This is a genomic window from Rhodococcus sp. B7740 (genome assembly GCF_000954115.1).
Taxonomy (GTDB): domain Bacteria; phylum Actinomycetota; class Actinomycetes; order Mycobacteriales; family Mycobacteriaceae; genus Rhodococcoides.
In genome coordinates this window covers 1,855,903-1,871,022 of the sequence record NZ_CP010797.1, presented here as the reverse complement: position 1 = coordinate 1,871,022, position 15,120 = coordinate 1,855,903, and the positions used below count along the sequence as shown (strand labels likewise).

The 15,120-nt window shown below is 65.3% G+C and carries 15 protein-coding genes and 1 riboswitch; of the genes, 11 read left to right on the top strand and 4 right to left on the bottom strand.

Annotated elements, in window-relative coordinates; translation table 11 throughout:
* Window positions 1-165: 165 nt before the first annotated feature.
* A riboswitch (SAM riboswitch) is annotated at window positions 166-288 on the bottom strand.
* Between the two features lie 334 nt (window positions 289-622).
* Window positions 623-1,762, top strand: coding sequence for an MFS transporter (locus NY08_RS08630; RefSeq protein ID WP_032398222.1), 1,140 nt, complete (start codon window positions 623-625; stop codon window positions 1,760-1,762).
* A gap of 12 nt (window positions 1,763-1,774) precedes the next feature.
* Here NY08_RS08630 and NY08_RS08625 read toward each other — a convergent pair whose 3' ends face one another.
* Window positions 1,775-2,818, bottom strand: coding sequence for an ABC transporter substrate-binding protein (locus NY08_RS08625; protein WP_045195855.1), 1,044 nt, complete (start codon window positions 2,816-2,818; stop codon window positions 1,775-1,777).
* Window positions 2,819-2,990: 172 nt separating this feature from the next.
* Between NY08_RS08625 and NY08_RS08620 the strand changes: the two genes are divergently transcribed.
* From NY08_RS08620 to yhjD, 9 genes are all read left to right on the top strand, one after another.
* Complete coding sequence (locus NY08_RS08620; protein WP_045195854.1) at window positions 2,991-3,665, top strand: response regulator transcription factor; 675 nt, start codon at window positions 2,991-2,993, stop codon at window positions 3,663-3,665.
* Window positions 3,662-4,636, top strand: a complete 975-nt coding sequence (locus NY08_RS08615) for a HAMP domain-containing sensor histidine kinase (RefSeq protein ID WP_045195852.1) — start codon at window positions 3,662-3,664, stop codon at window positions 4,634-4,636. Before NY08_RS08620 ends, NY08_RS08615 begins: the two co-directional genes overlap by 4 nt.
* A gap of 88 nt (window positions 4,637-4,724) precedes the next feature.
* Window positions 4,725-6,155, top strand: coding sequence for a DUF4153 domain-containing protein (locus NY08_RS08610; protein WP_082073731.1), 1,431 nt, complete (start codon window positions 4,725-4,727; stop codon window positions 6,153-6,155).
* Between the two features lie 40 nt (window positions 6,156-6,195).
* Entirely contained in the window at window positions 6,196-6,480 is a 285-nt protein-coding gene (locus NY08_RS08605; RefSeq protein WP_032397470.1) for a DUF6412 domain-containing protein, read from the top strand.
* 62 nt (window positions 6,481-6,542) lie between these two features.
* On the top strand, window positions 6,543-6,881 hold the full coding sequence (locus tag NY08_RS08600; RefSeq protein ID WP_141214722.1) for a DUF6412 domain-containing protein: 339 nt from the start codon (window positions 6,543-6,545) through the stop codon (window positions 6,879-6,881).
* Window positions 6,882-6,944: 63 nt separating this feature from the next.
* The gene (gene yidC / locus NY08_RS08595) at window positions 6,945-7,847 is read left to right on the top strand and encodes a membrane protein insertase YidC (protein ID WP_045195848.1); all 903 of its coding nucleotides are present in this window, start codon (window positions 6,945-6,947) and stop codon (window positions 7,845-7,847) included.
* 71 nt (window positions 7,848-7,918) lie between these two features.
* Complete coding sequence (locus NY08_RS08590; RefSeq protein ID WP_082074005.1) at window positions 7,919-8,725, top strand: exodeoxyribonuclease III; 807 nt, start codon at window positions 7,919-7,921, stop codon at window positions 8,723-8,725.
* Window positions 8,726-8,829: 104 nt separating this feature from the next.
* On the top strand, window positions 8,830-9,870 hold the full coding sequence (gene trpS, locus NY08_RS08585) for a tryptophan--tRNA ligase (protein WP_032397468.1): 1,041 nt from the start codon (window positions 8,830-8,832) through the stop codon (window positions 9,868-9,870).
* Between the two features lie 64 nt (window positions 9,871-9,934).
* Window positions 9,935-10,954, top strand: coding sequence for an inner membrane protein YhjD (yhjD, locus tag NY08_RS08580; protein WP_045200025.1), 1,020 nt, complete (start codon window positions 9,935-9,937; stop codon window positions 10,952-10,954).
* Window positions 10,955-10,987: 33 nt separating this feature from the next.
* On the opposite strand, the gene NY08_RS08575 is transcribed toward yhjD, so the two are convergent.
* The gene (locus NY08_RS08575; RefSeq protein WP_045195846.1) at window positions 10,988-12,298 is read right to left on the bottom strand and encodes a D-alanyl-D-alanine carboxypeptidase family protein; all 1,311 of its coding nucleotides are present in this window, start codon (window positions 12,296-12,298) and stop codon (window positions 10,988-10,990) included.
* 240 nt (window positions 12,299-12,538) lie between these two features.
* On the opposite strand from NY08_RS08575, the gene NY08_RS08570 reads away from it, so the two are divergent.
* Window positions 12,539-12,955 carry a hypothetical protein gene (locus tag NY08_RS08570; protein WP_082073730.1) on the top strand — a complete coding sequence of 139 codons (417 nt, stop codon included), beginning with the start codon at window positions 12,539-12,541 and terminating at the stop codon, window positions 12,953-12,955.
* Window positions 12,956-12,991: 36 nt separating this feature from the next.
* Here the strand turns inward: NY08_RS08570 and NY08_RS08565 are convergent, their stop codons facing one another.
* Both NY08_RS08565 and NY08_RS08560 read right to left on the bottom strand, forming a co-directional pair.
* The gene (locus NY08_RS08565; protein WP_045195844.1) at window positions 12,992-13,654 is read right to left on the bottom strand and encodes a response regulator transcription factor; all 663 of its coding nucleotides are present in this window, start codon (window positions 13,652-13,654) and stop codon (window positions 12,992-12,994) included.
* The gene (locus NY08_RS08560; RefSeq protein WP_082073729.1) at window positions 13,639-15,108 is read right to left on the bottom strand and encodes a sensor histidine kinase; all 1,470 of its coding nucleotides are present in this window, start codon (window positions 15,106-15,108) and stop codon (window positions 13,639-13,641) included. The genes NY08_RS08565 and NY08_RS08560 overlap by 16 nt, the downstream gene beginning before the upstream one ends.
* Window positions 15,109-15,120 lie beyond the last annotated feature (12 nt).

Here is a 15,120-nt window from a genome sequence, read left to right as displayed (position 1 = left end):
GATACTCCGTTTTCTTTGGACGAGTCCGTCTAAGACGATTCGAATATCGAATGAAGCTCGAGAAGTCGAGCGCTACGGGGCGTATCGGTACAGCAACACATGAGAGAACCTCCTGACAGGCTTCGGACCCTGGGGGCCGAAGGTTCAGTGGGTCCGCTTCCTGCGGACCCGCGCTTGTCGATACGGCACTCGCATACCGGATCGGCCTGGTCGTTCACCCGGGGCACCCCACCGCGGTTGGAGGGTTGCCGGCCAGCAAGCCGGGGCTCGATGCTGGCACTCATGACCTGGCGAATATCCTAGCGGGTGACGGCACATCACCGGAACAAGGGCTCTGCCGGAACTCGAGCAGATGCTCGGGTGAGGACTATCACCGCTCGTAGACGCGAAAACGGGACACCTTCGGGAAGACAATTGACCGGAGCTACGTTCCTGCTTCGGTCGGCCTTCTTTCACAGGCTCGACTCCAGGACGCTTCCTCTGCCCCCGATCTCCACACGAAGGTTGTATTGCTGTGACTGTCACCGATTCCGCTCTTGCCCGAGTCAGCGCTGCGCGCGGCAAGGTGTCGAGTGGCCTGAGTGTCAGTCACCGACCGCACTCCACCCGCCGCAAGCTCGCGATGCTGGCTCTGTCCATCGGCGGCTTCGGAATCGGCACCACGGAGTTCGCGTCGATGGGTCTGTTGCCGGACATCGCGACGACGATGGGGATCTCCGAGCCCTCGGCCGGCCACATGATCTCCGCGTACGCGCTCGGTGTGGTCGTCGGTGCCCCGACCATCGCAGCCCTGGCTGCCCGCGTTCCGCGCCGGATGTTGCTGTTGGCGCTGATGGTGGCCTTCACCCTCGGAAACCTCGGCACCGTGTTCGCGCCGAGCTTCGACGAGCTGGTGGCCTCGCGATTCGTTGCGGGTCTGCCGCACGGTGCGTACTTCGGTGTTGCGGCTCTGGTGGCTGCCCACCTCGCCGAACCCGGCAAACGAGCCAAGGCCGTGGCGATGGTGATGATGGGACTCTCGGTCGCCAACGTCGTCGGCGTACCGGTGGCGACCTGGATCGGGCAGGCGCTGGGATGGCGCAGTGCGTTCACTCTCGTGGCCGTCATCGGTGCCCTCACCGTCGCCGCGCTCGTTCTGTGGATGCCGCGACTCGACGCGATGCCGACCACCAGCCCCATCACCGAGCTCGGCGCACTGCGCCGCAGCCAGGTGTGGATGACCCTGTTCGTGGGCATCGTCGGATTCGGCGGCATGTTCGCGGTGTACACCTACATCGCGTCGACGCTGACCGATGTCGCCGGTCTGGCCCGCGCACTCGTCCCGGTCGCCCTGATGATCTACGGCCTGGGAATGGTCGCCGGAAACTACGCGGGCGGATGGCTCGCCGACCGTTACCAGCTCAAGGGCACCTTCGTCGGCCTGGCCGCCACTGCCGTGTTCCTTGCGGTGTTCGTCGTGGCCGCACACAACCCGATCACCGCGCTACTGCTGGTGTTCCTCATCGGTGCGTCCGGCTCCTCGGTGGTACCCGGTCTGCAGACGAGATTGATGGACGTGGCCGAGGACGCCCAGACGCTCGCCGCATCGCTCAACCATGCCGCGTTCAACCTGGCCAACGCCATCGGAGCGGCAGTCGGTGGTGCCGTGATCGCCGCCGGATTCGGCTACACGGCACCCGCCGCTGTCGGCTCGGGCCTGGCGGTGGCCGGTCTCGGTGTTCTGGCCACCGCCATGTGGATGGACAAGCGTTCGGCTGCGTAGAGTCGCGCCGGATCAGCCGGTGATGGTCGCGGCAGTTCCCCCGAGAGCTTCGGTCAGTGCCGGGGTGAGCTTGTCGATCACGTACGGCAGGCTGAGCACGCTGGTGAAGTAGATCGCTCCTGCCGTCACACCGTCGGTGAACACGAGGTTGCCGTCCTTCACCGGCTCGAGTGCGTTGTACACCGCTTCCTTCTCCAACTGTGCGCGGTCGCCGGGCTCCTCGGTTCCCCAGATCAACACGTCGGCCGCGTTCAGAACCGACAGGTTCTCCAGCGGGATGCTCGCCTGCGCACTGCCGTCGGCAGGCACGTACGCGTCGATGTCATCCGGGATGACGAAGCCCAGTTTCGTCAGGAAGTCCGTGCTCAACCCGTCCTGGTACGCGATCGCCTTGCCCTCGTAGAACGCGTTCTGGAGGAAGATCGCCTTCTTGCGGGCGAATTCGGGGTGCGCGCCCGCAGCGTCGACGAACTTCTGGTTCACGCCCTCGATCAATGCGTCGATCTCGGACTTCTTTCCGAGTGCACGGCCGATCTTCTCGGCCTGGATTTCCCAGGGTTCGAAGTAGGCAGTCGATGCGTCGGACTGTGCGAGCGTCGGCGCGATGTCGCTGAGCATGCTGTAGCTCTCCGCCGTGAGACCCGCGTTGGTGGCGATGATCAGATCGGGCTCGAGTGCGGCGATCTTCTCCGTCTCGAATCCGTCGTCGTTCGAGAGCACCTCGGGCTGTGCGTCGCCCAACGCTGCCTGGGCCCACGGCCAGGTGGCGTACGGCTGGTTGCCGTACCACTCGGTGACCCCGACGGGTATCACGCCGAGTGCCAGGACCGTGTCCTGCTCGGTGTACCCGGCCACCACGACGCGAGTGGGCTCGTCCGGGACGACGGTCTCACCGAACGCGTGCTCGATCGTCACCGGGAACGCCGCCGAAACGGACGCGCCACCGGCCGTCGGCGGTGCCTCGTCGGCGGAACTCGAGCACGCAGTCAGCATTCCCGCGGTGGTCAGCGCAATCGCGCACACCGCCCAGGTTCGGTGAAGAGGTCGGATGAGCATCGAGACGCCTTTCGTAAGGGTTGGCTAACGCCGGGAAGGGTAGCCGAACCTAATTTCAGCGCGCCACTGAGTCCGCCTGGCCCTGCGACGAGAAACGAGCTGCTCGAACCTTCACCGAACCTCCACATTTCCCGACGGGCTCCTCCACGTGCGCCCTCTAGGGTCGATTCTCATGAGCCGCACAGTTCTCGTCGTCGACGACGAGCCCACGATCTCCGAGGCCGTTGCCGCCCGGCTGCGCGGCGAAGGGTACGAGGTCGTCACGGCCGCCGACGGCCCGTCCGCCGTCGACGCGTGCGCCCGGATCGATCCCGACGTGGTGGTGCTCGATCTGATGCTGCCCGGGTTCGACGGGCTCGAAGTGTGCCGCCGGATTCAGGCGTCCCGCCCGGTGCCGGTGTTGATGTTGACGGCCAAGTCCGACGAGACGGACATGCTCGTCGGCCTGGGCGTCGGCGCGGACGACTACCTGGGCAAGCCGTTCAGTATGCGCGAGCTGGTCGCTCGCGTACACGCCCTGGTTCGGCGTGCCGAGCGTGCGGTGGCCGTCGAACCACAGGCAGTTCGAATCGGTGACGTGCAGATCGACCACCGGGAACGGCGGGTTACCGATCCCTCCGGCGACATCCATTTGACCAGAACGGAATTCGACATCCTCGCCTATCTGGCCGCGCGGCCGCGCACCGCCGTCTCGCGTGAAACCCTGCTGTCGGAACTGTGGGGCTGGGACGATTCGGCCAGTAGCAGGACGGTCGATTCTCACGTCAAAGCGTTGCGGCGCAAACTCGGTGGCGATCTCATTCGCACCGTGCACGGCGTGGGCTACGCCGTGGAGTCTCCGCGATGACTCGAATGCTGCCGCGACCGTTGGATCCGTTGCGGTCGTTCAAGCTCAAGGTCTCGCTCGTCGTGGGCACGGTGTTGGTCCTCGCGAGCGTCGTCTTCTGGATCGGGGCGGGTTGGCAGTTTCGCTACACCCTCCTCGCCGCGCTCGTCGTGTCCTTGGCCGCAACCCAATTCGTCGCCCACGGGATGACGTCACCACTGCGCGAGATGACTTCGGCCGCCAAAGCGATGGCGCGAGGCGACTATTCGACGCGAGTGCGGGCGACATCCAGGGACGAGGTGGGGGAGTTGGCCACGGCGTTCAACACCATGTCGAGTGATCTGGAAGCAGCCGAGAAGTACCGCCGCGAACTCATCGGCAATGTCTCGCACGAGTTGAAGACGCCCATCGCTGCGCTGCGTGCCGTGCTCGAGAACATGGTCGACGGGGTGACCGAGCCGAATCCCGCGACGCTGGCGGTGGCGCTGCGCCAAACCGAGAGACTCGGAGATCTGGTCAGCGAACTGCTCGACCTGTCGCGGGTGGAGGGCGGTGTGCTCACCATTGCCCCGGAGGAGTTCGCGGTTCGGCAATTCCTCGAGGATGCGACAGTCGTGCACCGAGAACGAGTGTCGATCGTCGTCTCGCCCGGTGATTCGACTGTGGTGGCCGACCGATCTCGCATGACACAGGTGATCACCAACCTCGTCGACAACGCCGTGCGGCATTCCCCCCAGTCGAGCACCGTGACGGTACGGGCCCATCGGATCGGCGAAGCGTATGCATTCGACGTCGTCGACCAGGGCCCAGGCATCGCGCTCGCCGATCGCCATGCGGTGTTCGACCGATTCACCCGCGGCGGATCCACCGACGGTGGAACAGGTCTGGGCCTCGGCATCGCGCGCTGGGCCACCGAACTGCACGGCGGAACCATCGAAGTTCTCGACAGCGAATTCGGCTGCCACATCAGAGTGGCCATCCCCGAACACTGACTTGCTCGATACATCCGAACCGCGACTGCACGTCCCCGGACCGCAGCCGCCGACCTTCCATGCCCGAAACACAGAAGAAGGAAGCGCCATGACCACGATCGACACTCCTACTCATCCGACTGCGAAGCACGGTCGCTCTTTTTGGGGGCCTCGCACCTGGCCGGTGCTGCGGTATGCGCAGGCTCCCCGTGCGGCGCTGATCGGGGCCGCTGTCGCCGGGCTGATCGGTTCGGTGACGCTGGTGAACAACACATTCGGTGTGCTGATCACTGCCCTCGCCTTCGTGGCCGTCGTGCTCGCAGCGCGCAGCGGCAGGCTCACGCGGTGGGAATGGGCAGGGGCGGCAGGAGTGCTGGCATTGGCGAGCGTGTCTGCGCTGCGAGCGGCCGAGTGGATCGTCACGATGTCGACGACGCTCGCCATCGTGGTCGCGGTGGTGGTCCTCTCTCGTGCCTGGACGTGGACGGGAATCGCACTCGGCGCTCTGGTGCCGGTGTTTCTGCCGGTGCGCGTGGCTCGGTGGACCCGACGCGGAGCCGGTTCGATCGATGTGGAGGGGCCACGGCCGGTGCGGATCGGCATGGTCTCGGTTGTCACGATCGCGCTGCTCGTCGTGTTCGCGGCGTTGTTCGGTGCGGCCGACAAGCGTTTTGCGGATGCGCTGAGTGCGGTGACACCCGAGTTCGATGCCGCGTCCGTCGTCGGGCGCATTGTCGTTTTCGTTCTCACCGCAGCAGGTGCGCTCGCCGTCACCTACGTCGCGCTGCATCCGCCTCGGTTCGATCGGCTCGCACCGTCGCCGCGTCGAACAGTGCAGTTGTGGGAGTGGATGGTTCCGCTCGGGGCGGTGGTGGCCCTGTTCGCCGTGTTCGTGGGGTTTCAGGTGCCGGCGTTGTTCGGCGGGCAGGGACACGTCCTCACCACCGAGGGTCTGACCAATGCCGAATACGCCCGACAGGGCTTCTGGCAATTGCTCGCGGTCACGGTACTGACACTGCTCGTCATCGCTGTGACGGTCGCGAAGGCTCGACGAGAAGACCGGGGAGATCGCATCGCACTGCGGGCGTTGCTCGGAGCGCTGTGCCTGCTGTCGTCGGTGATCGTTGCGTCGGCCCTGCATCGAATGTCGTTGTACGAGCAGCAGTACGGCTACACGACGCTCAGGTTGTTCGTCACGGCTGTCGAGTGGTGGCTGGGATCGGTGTTCGTACTGGTTCTGGTGTCGGGCGTGCGGATGTCGGGGCGCTGGCTACCGAGAGCTGTGGGGGTCGGTGCAGTTCTGACCGTGCTCGCGCTGGCCGCCCTGAACCCGGATGCGTACATCGCTCGGCACAACGTCGATCGCTTCGAGCAGACCGGACGCATCGATACGTCCTACGTGGGTGGGTTGTCGGCCGACGCCGACGCGGAGCTCGACCGACTGCCGGAGTACGTGCGTCCGTGTGTACGGGCCCGCGGTCCGGTCATCGTCGGCGACACCTGGCACCTGTGCACGGACCCCTCGGTATCTGTACCCTGAGCAACGACTCGGGTTCAGTGACACATCAGGGAGGTGCGCGATGCGATACCAGAGCATGGTCGTCACCTCGCTGCTTCTCGTGGCGCTGCACCTGACGATGCCGGCCGCAACCGCAGATTTCGCCCTGCTTCTCGTTGCGGCACTGACGACGCTGATGCTGCTCGCGCACCGCGTCGATGTTCCGGCACTGCTGCGCCTGCTGCCGATTATCGGCCCCGCCGCAGAGGAACGCCACCGTCGAGGTGCGTTCCGGCGTCAACATCGACCGGATGCCCCTGGACGCCCGCAGCCGCGCGCACCCGGTATGCCGGTGGGGGCACTGTAGCTCGAAAGTTCCCCCACGCCTTCGCAACCCGTTGTCCGCGAGGCTGTCACGAGGAACCGAAGATGCTCGATTCTCGACCTGTCCACATGGCGATTCGACGCTACGCCGGGACGCTGGTCGGCGTCCTGGCCGTCCTGCTCGTCGTCTTTGCCGTCGTCGACGCCCAACCCGCCGCACAGATAGCGATGTTCGGTGCGCTGGTCGCGGCGTCCCTGGTCGTGCTCGGTGCGCCGTCCGACCTCGCACTGATCGCACCGCTGTCGTCGTGCGCTGCAGGCGCCGACGGGCGGCGACTTCGGGGATCGTTCCGCAGGCAACAGCAACCCGATGCGCCAGGTCGCCCCATGCCCAGAGCACCCGGTCCGGTCCGTGGACCGGACCGGTGGCTCCACTTCGTCTGAGCCACTGCGAGATCCGGTCGAGACGCCAACCGACCGACTTCTCTCACAGTGAGGTGCTCCACCATGCTCGATTTCGTCTACTATCCCGTCTCCGCCGTGCTGTGGTTCTGGCACCGAGTCTTCGGGTCCGTGCTCGGCCCCGACAACGGTTTCGCCTGGGCCCTGTCGGTGATATTCCTGGTGTTCACACTTCGGGCGCTGCTGATCAAGCCGTTCGTCGGCCAGATTCGTTCGCAGCTCGCCATGAAGAGGCTCCGACCACAGATCGAGGCCGTACAGAAGAAATACTCCGCGGACCGTGCTCGGCAGGCCGCCGAGATTCGGAAGTTGCAGCAGGAACACGGTTTCAACCCGTTGATGGGGTGCCTGCCCCTGCTGGCGCAGGGCCCGGTTTTCATCGGTCTGCTGCACGTGCTGCGCTCGTTCAATCGAACCGGAACCGGATTCGGTCATCTGGGTATGACGGCGCAGGAGAATGCGAACACTGCGAATTATGTCTTCAGCGCCGCCGATGTGCAGTCCTTTCTCGACGCACGCCTGTTCGGCGCGCCGATCTCTGCGGCCGTCAACAGTTCTCGGGAGGTGCTCGAGGCCTTCGGTCCGTTCGGTGGAGTGCCGTCGGTGTGGAGCATCGCGTTCGTGGCGGTCCCGTTGATGATCGTCGCTGCGGTGGCCACGCACATGAACTCGCGGGCGTCCGTCGCCCGGCAGGACGCAGCGGCGCTCGCCAACCCACAGACCGCGATCATGAACAAGCTCGTGCTCTGGGTGTTCCCGGCGGGCGTACTCGTCGGCGGACCGGTGCTTCCGGTCGCGGTGTTGTTGTACTGGGTGAGCAACAACATCTGGACCTATGCCCAACAGCACCTCGTCTACCGGCGCATCGACCGGGAACCGAGTATCTCGCCGGAGGTCACATCGGTGGTCACCGCCCCGAAACCAGGGACAAAGCCGAGGCGACGGTAGGCGCCTGCGGGAACGACCTCGATGTGCAGCCCACGTCCCGTGTGTCGGTGGGCTCCGCTACCGTCGTCGGCGTGCCGATCACTGTCTCCACTGTCAACGTCAACGGAATTCGCGCTGCTGTTCGCAAGGGCATGCTGCCGTGGCTCGAGGCCACCGATGCCGACGTCATCTGCTTGCAGGAAACCCGCGCCAACGACGGGGAACTGACCAAGGCGCTGGCCCCGGCCCTCGATGCGGGATGGCATCTGGCCTCGGCGGAGCCGTCCGCGAAAGGCCGCAACGGGGTGGCCTTGCTGTCGAAGGCGGCTCCCGATGCCATTCGTACCGGTATCGGGGCCGTCGAGTTCGCCGATGCCGGTCGCTACATCGAAGCCGACTTCGGCGACGTCACCGTGGCCAGCCTGTATCTGCCGTCGGGTGAGGTGGGTACCGAGCGTCAGGACGAGAAGGAACGTTTCATGGCGGCGTTCGCGAAGTACCTGGCGAAGACGGCCAAGTCCGCGAAGTCCGAGAATCGCGACGTGGTGGTCTGCGGCGATTGGAACATCGCCCACACCGAGGCCGATCTGAAGGCATGGAAGACCAACCGGAAGAACTCCGGTTTTCTGCCCGAGGAACGGGAGTGGGTGTCGCGGTTGCTCGCCGAGAAGGCCCCGTGGACCGATGTCGTCCGGGTGTTGCACCCGGGTGTCGAGGGTCCGTACAGCTGGTGGTCCTACCGCGGCAAGGCCTTCGACAACGACGCCGGCTGGCGGATCGACTATCAGTTGGCCACCAGTGATCTGGCCGAGCGTGCCAAGGAAGCGATCACCGAGCGGGCCGAGGCGTACGACCAGCGATGGTCCGATCATGCTCCGGTAACCGTGCGCTATCGCTAGAGCGGAGCCTGCGGAGTGACCCGTGTGGCGAGAGCGGAGCCTGTGGAGTGACGATCTCGGCAGGCAGGAAGTGGGCGTCGATGGGGTCGTGAAAAGATTGCATCATGTCTTCTTCCGACTCCATCGACACTCCGCAGGGTCCGCGTCGGCGGGTGCTCTCCGGCATCCAACCGACTGCCGATTCGTTCCATCTCGGTAACTACCTGGGTGCGGTGCGGAACTGGGTGGAGTTGCAGGACGAGTTCGATGCGTTCTACTTCATCCCGGACCTGCATGCGATCACCGTGCCGCAGGATCCCAAGGAGCTTCGTCGCCGTACCCGTGTGGCCGCAGCGCAGTTGCTCGCGGTGGGCATCGATCCGGAGAAGTCGACGCTGTTCGTGCAGAGTCAGGTGCCCGAGCATGCACAGTTGGCGTGGGTTCTGAACTGCATCACCGGATTCGGTGAAGCTGCGCGGATGACTCAGTTCAAGGACAAGTCCGCCAAGCAGGGCCGCGATCACACCAGCGTCGGACTGTTCACCTATCCGATTCTGCAGGCCGCCGACATCCTGCTCTATCGGCCGAATCTGGTGCCCGTGGGTGAGGATCAGCGGCAGCACCTCGAGTTGACTCGCGATCTGGCGCAGCGTTTCAACACGCGGTTCAAGAAGACGTTCGTCGTGCCCGATGCGCACATCATCAAGGGCACCGCGAAGATCTTCGATCTGCAGGATCCCACCGCGAAGATGAGCAAGTCCTCGTCGAATCCGGCGGGCATCGTCAACATCCTCGACGATCCGAAGGTGTCGGCGAAGAAGATTCGTTCGGCCGTGACGGACAACGAACGCGACATCGTGTTCGATCCGGAGAACAAGGCGGGCGTCAGCAACCTGCTGGTGATTCAGTCTGCCCTGTCGGGCGCGAGCATCGATGATCTGGTTGCCGGGTACGCGGGTAAGGGGTACGGCGACCTCAAGTCCGACACCGCCGACGTTCTGACCGAGTTCGTCGTTCCCCTGCGGGAGCGGATGGACGGGTTCATGGCCGATGTGGCCGAACTCGATCGCATCCTCGCGGCCGGTGCGGATCGAGCCAGGGAAGTGGCGAGTCGAACGCTCGCTCAGGTCTACGACAGGGTGGGTTTCCTGCCGCCGGGTGCATAGCATCTACGGCACACCGCGGCGACACGATCCGACAGCAGGCGACGACAGCGAGAAGGTGAGTGCCATGCCAGATTTCAAGGCGATCCTCGAAGACCGGCGCAAACGGTGGCCCTGGCTCGATCACACTGTTGTTGCGGCACAGCGGTATCAGGGTCAGAAGGGCGATTACTACGCGGCAGGCATGACGTACTTCAGTGTGTTGGCCTTGTTCCCACTGCTGATGGTCGCGTTCGCGATCGCTGGATTCGTGCTGGTGAATCAGCCCGAGTGGCTTGCCGAGATCCAGTCGCAGATTGCCGAGAACGTGCCCGGCAGCTTCGGCGAGACGATCAATTCGCTGATCCAGACGGCCATCGAGTCACGGACCAGTGTCGGCATCATCGGTCTGCTCGGTGCCTTGTATGCGGGTCTCGGTTGGATCGCGAACCTGCGCGAGGCACTGACCGCCATGTGGGAGAGCCAGCACGAGCAGGGTGGATTTCTGGCTACCAAGGCCAAGGATTTCGCTGCGCTGCTGGGGCTGGGGACCGCGCTGGTGCTGTCGTTGGCGTTGTCGGCACTGGCCGGAGGTGGGCTGATGCGCAGCATTCTCGAGTGGGCCAATCTCGATTCCGTCCCGGGAGTGGGCGTGGCCCTGCGCGTCTTCTCGATTCTTCTCGCGCTTGCGGGTACTTGGGCGTTGTTCACCTGGGTGATCTCGCGTTTGCCGCGCGAGCCGGTCTCGTGGCACAGCGCAGCGAAAGGAGCCCTGCTCGCTGCCGTCGGGTTCGAGATCTTCAAGCAGCTCGGTGCCATCTACCTGGCCTCGGTGACGAGTGGCCCAGCAGGGGTGGTCTTCGGACCCATCATCGGTCTGCTGGTGTTCGTGTTCACGACGTCACGGCTGGTGCTGTTCTCCACGGCGTTCGCTGCGACCACTCGCGAAAGCCTCGCCGAGGCGCATGTTCCGGCACCGGAGCCGGCGGTGATCAACACCAGGGTCGAGGTCAGCGAAGGGCCGGGCGTGACGGGGGGTCTGGCGCTGGTGGGTGCCGGTGCCCTCGCCGCTCTCGGCGTCGCAGGATTGCGCAACAGACGCCGCTGATCGGATCGCGATCGCTCTGTCGGTCGAGCCGGTTCAGCGGTTGCGTGACAGCCGTCGAGCTCCCCACAGCAGCCCGATCACCACGATCGAACCGATGACACCGATCGCGATGCGAACGACGGTGTCGCCTTGGGCCTGCATCTCCGACTGGCGGGAGCTCGACCCGGACGCCGATGCGGGCGGCTGGGCGAGCGTCGGACCGGCCGCGGGCGTGCGCGTACTCGTCACCGCGGATGTCGATCGCGGCTCCACGAGTTCGCCGACGCCGCGGCCGGAATCGAGCGCGAACCCGTAGTCCAACAGGCGGGCCGCCTGCTCCCACGGCCGGATCGGCAACACGTCACCCTTCATGATCGTCACGACCAGACGCCTGCCGCCCCGCTCTGCTCCTGCGACGAATGTCTGGCGCGCATCGTCGGTGTACCCGGTCTTGCCGCCGAGAGCTCCCTCGTAGTTGTAGAGCAGCTGATTGTCGTTGGAGAGGGCGAACCCGGGTCGGTCTTGGTCGTCCGGGATCGTCGGGTCCCTCGGGTAGCCGGGAAACTGAACGGTTTCGGTCGAAATCAATTGCGCGAAGGTCGGATTGCGCATGGCCGCGCGGTAGATCAACGCCAGGTCGTAGGCCGAGCTCGCCATGCCGGGACCGTCGAGACCGGACGGCGTGGCGGTGCGCGTGTCGAGCGCACCCAGTTCTGCGGCCTTGGCATTCATTTTCTCCACGGTGGCCGCGTCCCCGCCCAACTGCCTGGACAACGCGTGTGCTGCATCGTTTCCCGATGCCATCACCAGACCCTGCATCAATTCGAGATTGGTGTAGACACCGTTCTTCCCGATGCCGACGGCACTGCCCTCGGCGTCGGCATCCTCTGCGGTCGCGGTGATACGAGAGTTCAAGTCCAGCTCGTCGAGGGCGACGATCGCAAGCAGCACCTTGATAGTGCTCGCCGGCCGGTACCGACCGTGCGGATCCTTGGCGGCCAGTACTGAGCCGGAGTCCATGTCGGCCACCACGAACCCGGTGGCCGAGATATCGGCAGGCAACGGGGGAGCCCCGTCCGGCAGCACCGCCCCACATTCGGCGAGCCGGTCGCCGCCGACGGCCTCGGCGGGAATCGGGAGTGGTTGCGGGGCAGTGCTTCCAGGTGCCGGTACCTCGGACAGATCGATCGCCGGGGGCGGTGACGCGGCGAACGGGCAGCTGTCGGTGTCCGGCGTCGTGAACGGCGGTGTCGTCGTCGGAACCGGAGGCTCGGCGGCCGGCTGTGCCGGGGCAGGTCCAGCACCGATTCCGACGAGCGCAATCGATACCGCACATACAGCCGCGAAACTTCTGATCCTTTTCATCGCGAATCACCATAGGCGCTCGGGGGTCGGTCGACGTGGCGACCCACCGGCGAGCATCACCCGAACCACCCTGGTTCTCGTCCCGACATCGTCACCGGCAACGGACGAACGTCGACCCACGCGCCCGTCGCGAGTATGAGAACTCGCTCATGTTGTGCTCCTTCGCTTCTCACGTTCGACCCCGATCGTTGAGTCATCACCGAAACGGTGGCCCACAGAACTCGGATCGAAGGAGCAGACATGAGAATGCCAGGAAAGTTCATGATCGTCGGTGCAGCAGCCGTTGTCGTCACCCTCGGAAGCGTCGGCGCACTCGCGATCGCCGACGACGACCCCACCCAGCAGCGCCCGTCCTCGATCTCGGTGGAACAGCCTCTGCCGGAGGCAGATTCGACTCCGAACCCGCCGGCAGCTCCCCAGCAGCCCGAGCCGACCCAGATCCCGGACGACCGCTACGACGACGACTGGGACGACCGCAACGACGACTGGGACGATCGCAACGACGATCTGAACGGTCGTGACGACGACTGGGACGACCGCAACGACGATCTGGACGGTCGTGACGACGACTGGGACGACCGCAACGACGACCTCGACGACGATCTGGACGACGACGATCTGGACGATGACAACGACGACAACGATCGGGACGACTGATACTCGATCGGTGGCGTCGGCACCGGCCGACGCCACTCATGTCTCGGACAGTCGGTATCCCATGCCGCGGACGGTCTCGATTCGTGCGGCACCGAATTTCGCTCGGAGGTAGCGGACGTAGACGTCGACGACATTCGATCCAGGGTCGAAGTCGTAGCCCCACACCTGCGACAGGAGTTGCTCTCGTGAGAGGACCTGTCCGGGGTGGCGCATGAAGGTCTCGGCCAGGGCGAACTCGCGGGCGGACAGGTCGACGGTGCGGTCTCCCACCACGGCCCGCCGGGTACGCAGGTCGAGGGTGAGGTCGGCGACCGCGAGCTGTGTGGTGTCGACGGTTCGTTTGCTGCCCAGGCGAACTCGGATGCGCGCCAGCAGTTCCTCGAATCGGAACGGCTTCGCCATGTAGTCGTCGGCACCGGTCTCGAGACCGGACACCACGTCCTGGACGCTGTCGCGTGCGGTCAACACGATCACCGGTATCTCGCACTGCTCTCCGCGCAGTCGCTGCAGTACCTCGAAACCGTCCATGATCGGCAGGCCGATGTCGAGTACCACCAGATCGAAGTCACCGCTGCGGGCGTGTTCGTACGCGGACCTGCCGTCGGAGACCGTCGTCGTGCTGAAACCGCTCGCCCTGAGCCCCTTGTGGACGAACGAAGCGATCCGGGGTTCGTCTTCGGCGATCAGGATGCGGGCCATGGTCGATCCTTCTGTGGGGGAGGGGAATCGGGCAGGGGAATCGTGATGGTGAATGTGGCCCCGTGCCCCGGAGCGCTGCCGACACTGACTCGCCCACGGTGGGCCTGTGCGATGGCGGTGACGATGGACAATCCGAGCCCCGCACCCTCGGTGCGTCTGGTTCCGTTGCGGCCGCGGGCGAAGCGCTCGAAGATTCGTTCCTGCTCGTCACGCTCGATTCCCGGGCCGGAGTCGGTGACCCAGAAGCGGATGTCTCCGTCGGACAGTTGCGATCCGATGCCGACGCGACTGCCGGGGATCGTGTGGTGAGTTGCGTTGTCCGCCAACGCCAGCAGTGCCTGGGTCAGTCGTTGCGCATCCAGCGGCGCGTGGACCGTTGCGCTCGCCTCCAGCACCCATTCCCGGTCGGCGAGGGTGGTCACCTTCTCGAACACGCTTCGAGTGAGGGCGTCGACATCGGTGTCCACCGGCGTGACGAAGCTCGTCTGGTCGGCCCGGGTGAGCAACAACAGGTCGGCGACGAGTCGATTCATCCGATCGAGTTCGTCGTCGACGAGCGCGACGGTATCTCGAACGTCGGCGGGGTCCCCGTGGTCGAGCACGTCGAGATGACCTCGAACGATGGTGATGGGAGTGCGGAGCTCGTGGCCGGCGTCGTCGAGGAATCGGCGCTGACTCGCCGCGCCGGACTCGATGCGGTCGAGCATCGAGTTCAGGGTGTCGATCAGGTCTGCGATGTCGTCGCCTGGACCCGTCGTTCTGGTGTCGGTGATTCGGCCGGACAGGTCGGTCTCGGTGATCGTTCTGGCGGTGGCGGCGATGTGTCTGATCGGCGACATGATGCGGCCCGCGACGAACCATGCCCCTACTGCGGCCAGAACCGAGGTGACGCCACCGACGACGAGCATCAGAGTGGCGGTCTCGTCGGCCGAGGCGCGTTCCTGATCGGCGAAGTAGGCGGCGACCACGACGCCCGGCACCGGGTCGCCCGCCAGCGAGACCGGCACCGCGAGGTACACCACTTCGCCTGCCGCGCTCGAATACGAACCCTCGACCGGTGCGGTGACGGAGCCGACCTCGGCGGTGAAGCCGGTGTCGTCGGACAGTCGCACAGGTGCCTGCTGCCTGCTCTGTACAGCGAACGCACCGTCCACGTAGCCCAGGAACTTCTCGTTGGGGCGGGCGAGGTTGTAGGTGATCACCACGCGGAGAACATCGTTGATGCCGTCGAACGGTGCGCCGGTTCCCGGATCGACGCCTGCGTCGGTGAGGGTGGTGAACTCGGCGATCTCGGTGCGCAGAGATTCGCGCATGCGATTGTCGGTCGCGCGGATCATCAGCAGCCAGGTGGTGACGGTGACGGCCGCGAGAGATGCCAGCACCAACAGCAGTACCCACGAGAAGATCCTGCTCCGAGCGCTCGTCGGGCGCAGGGCGAGCAGTCGCGTCCGCATCACGTGGTCGGT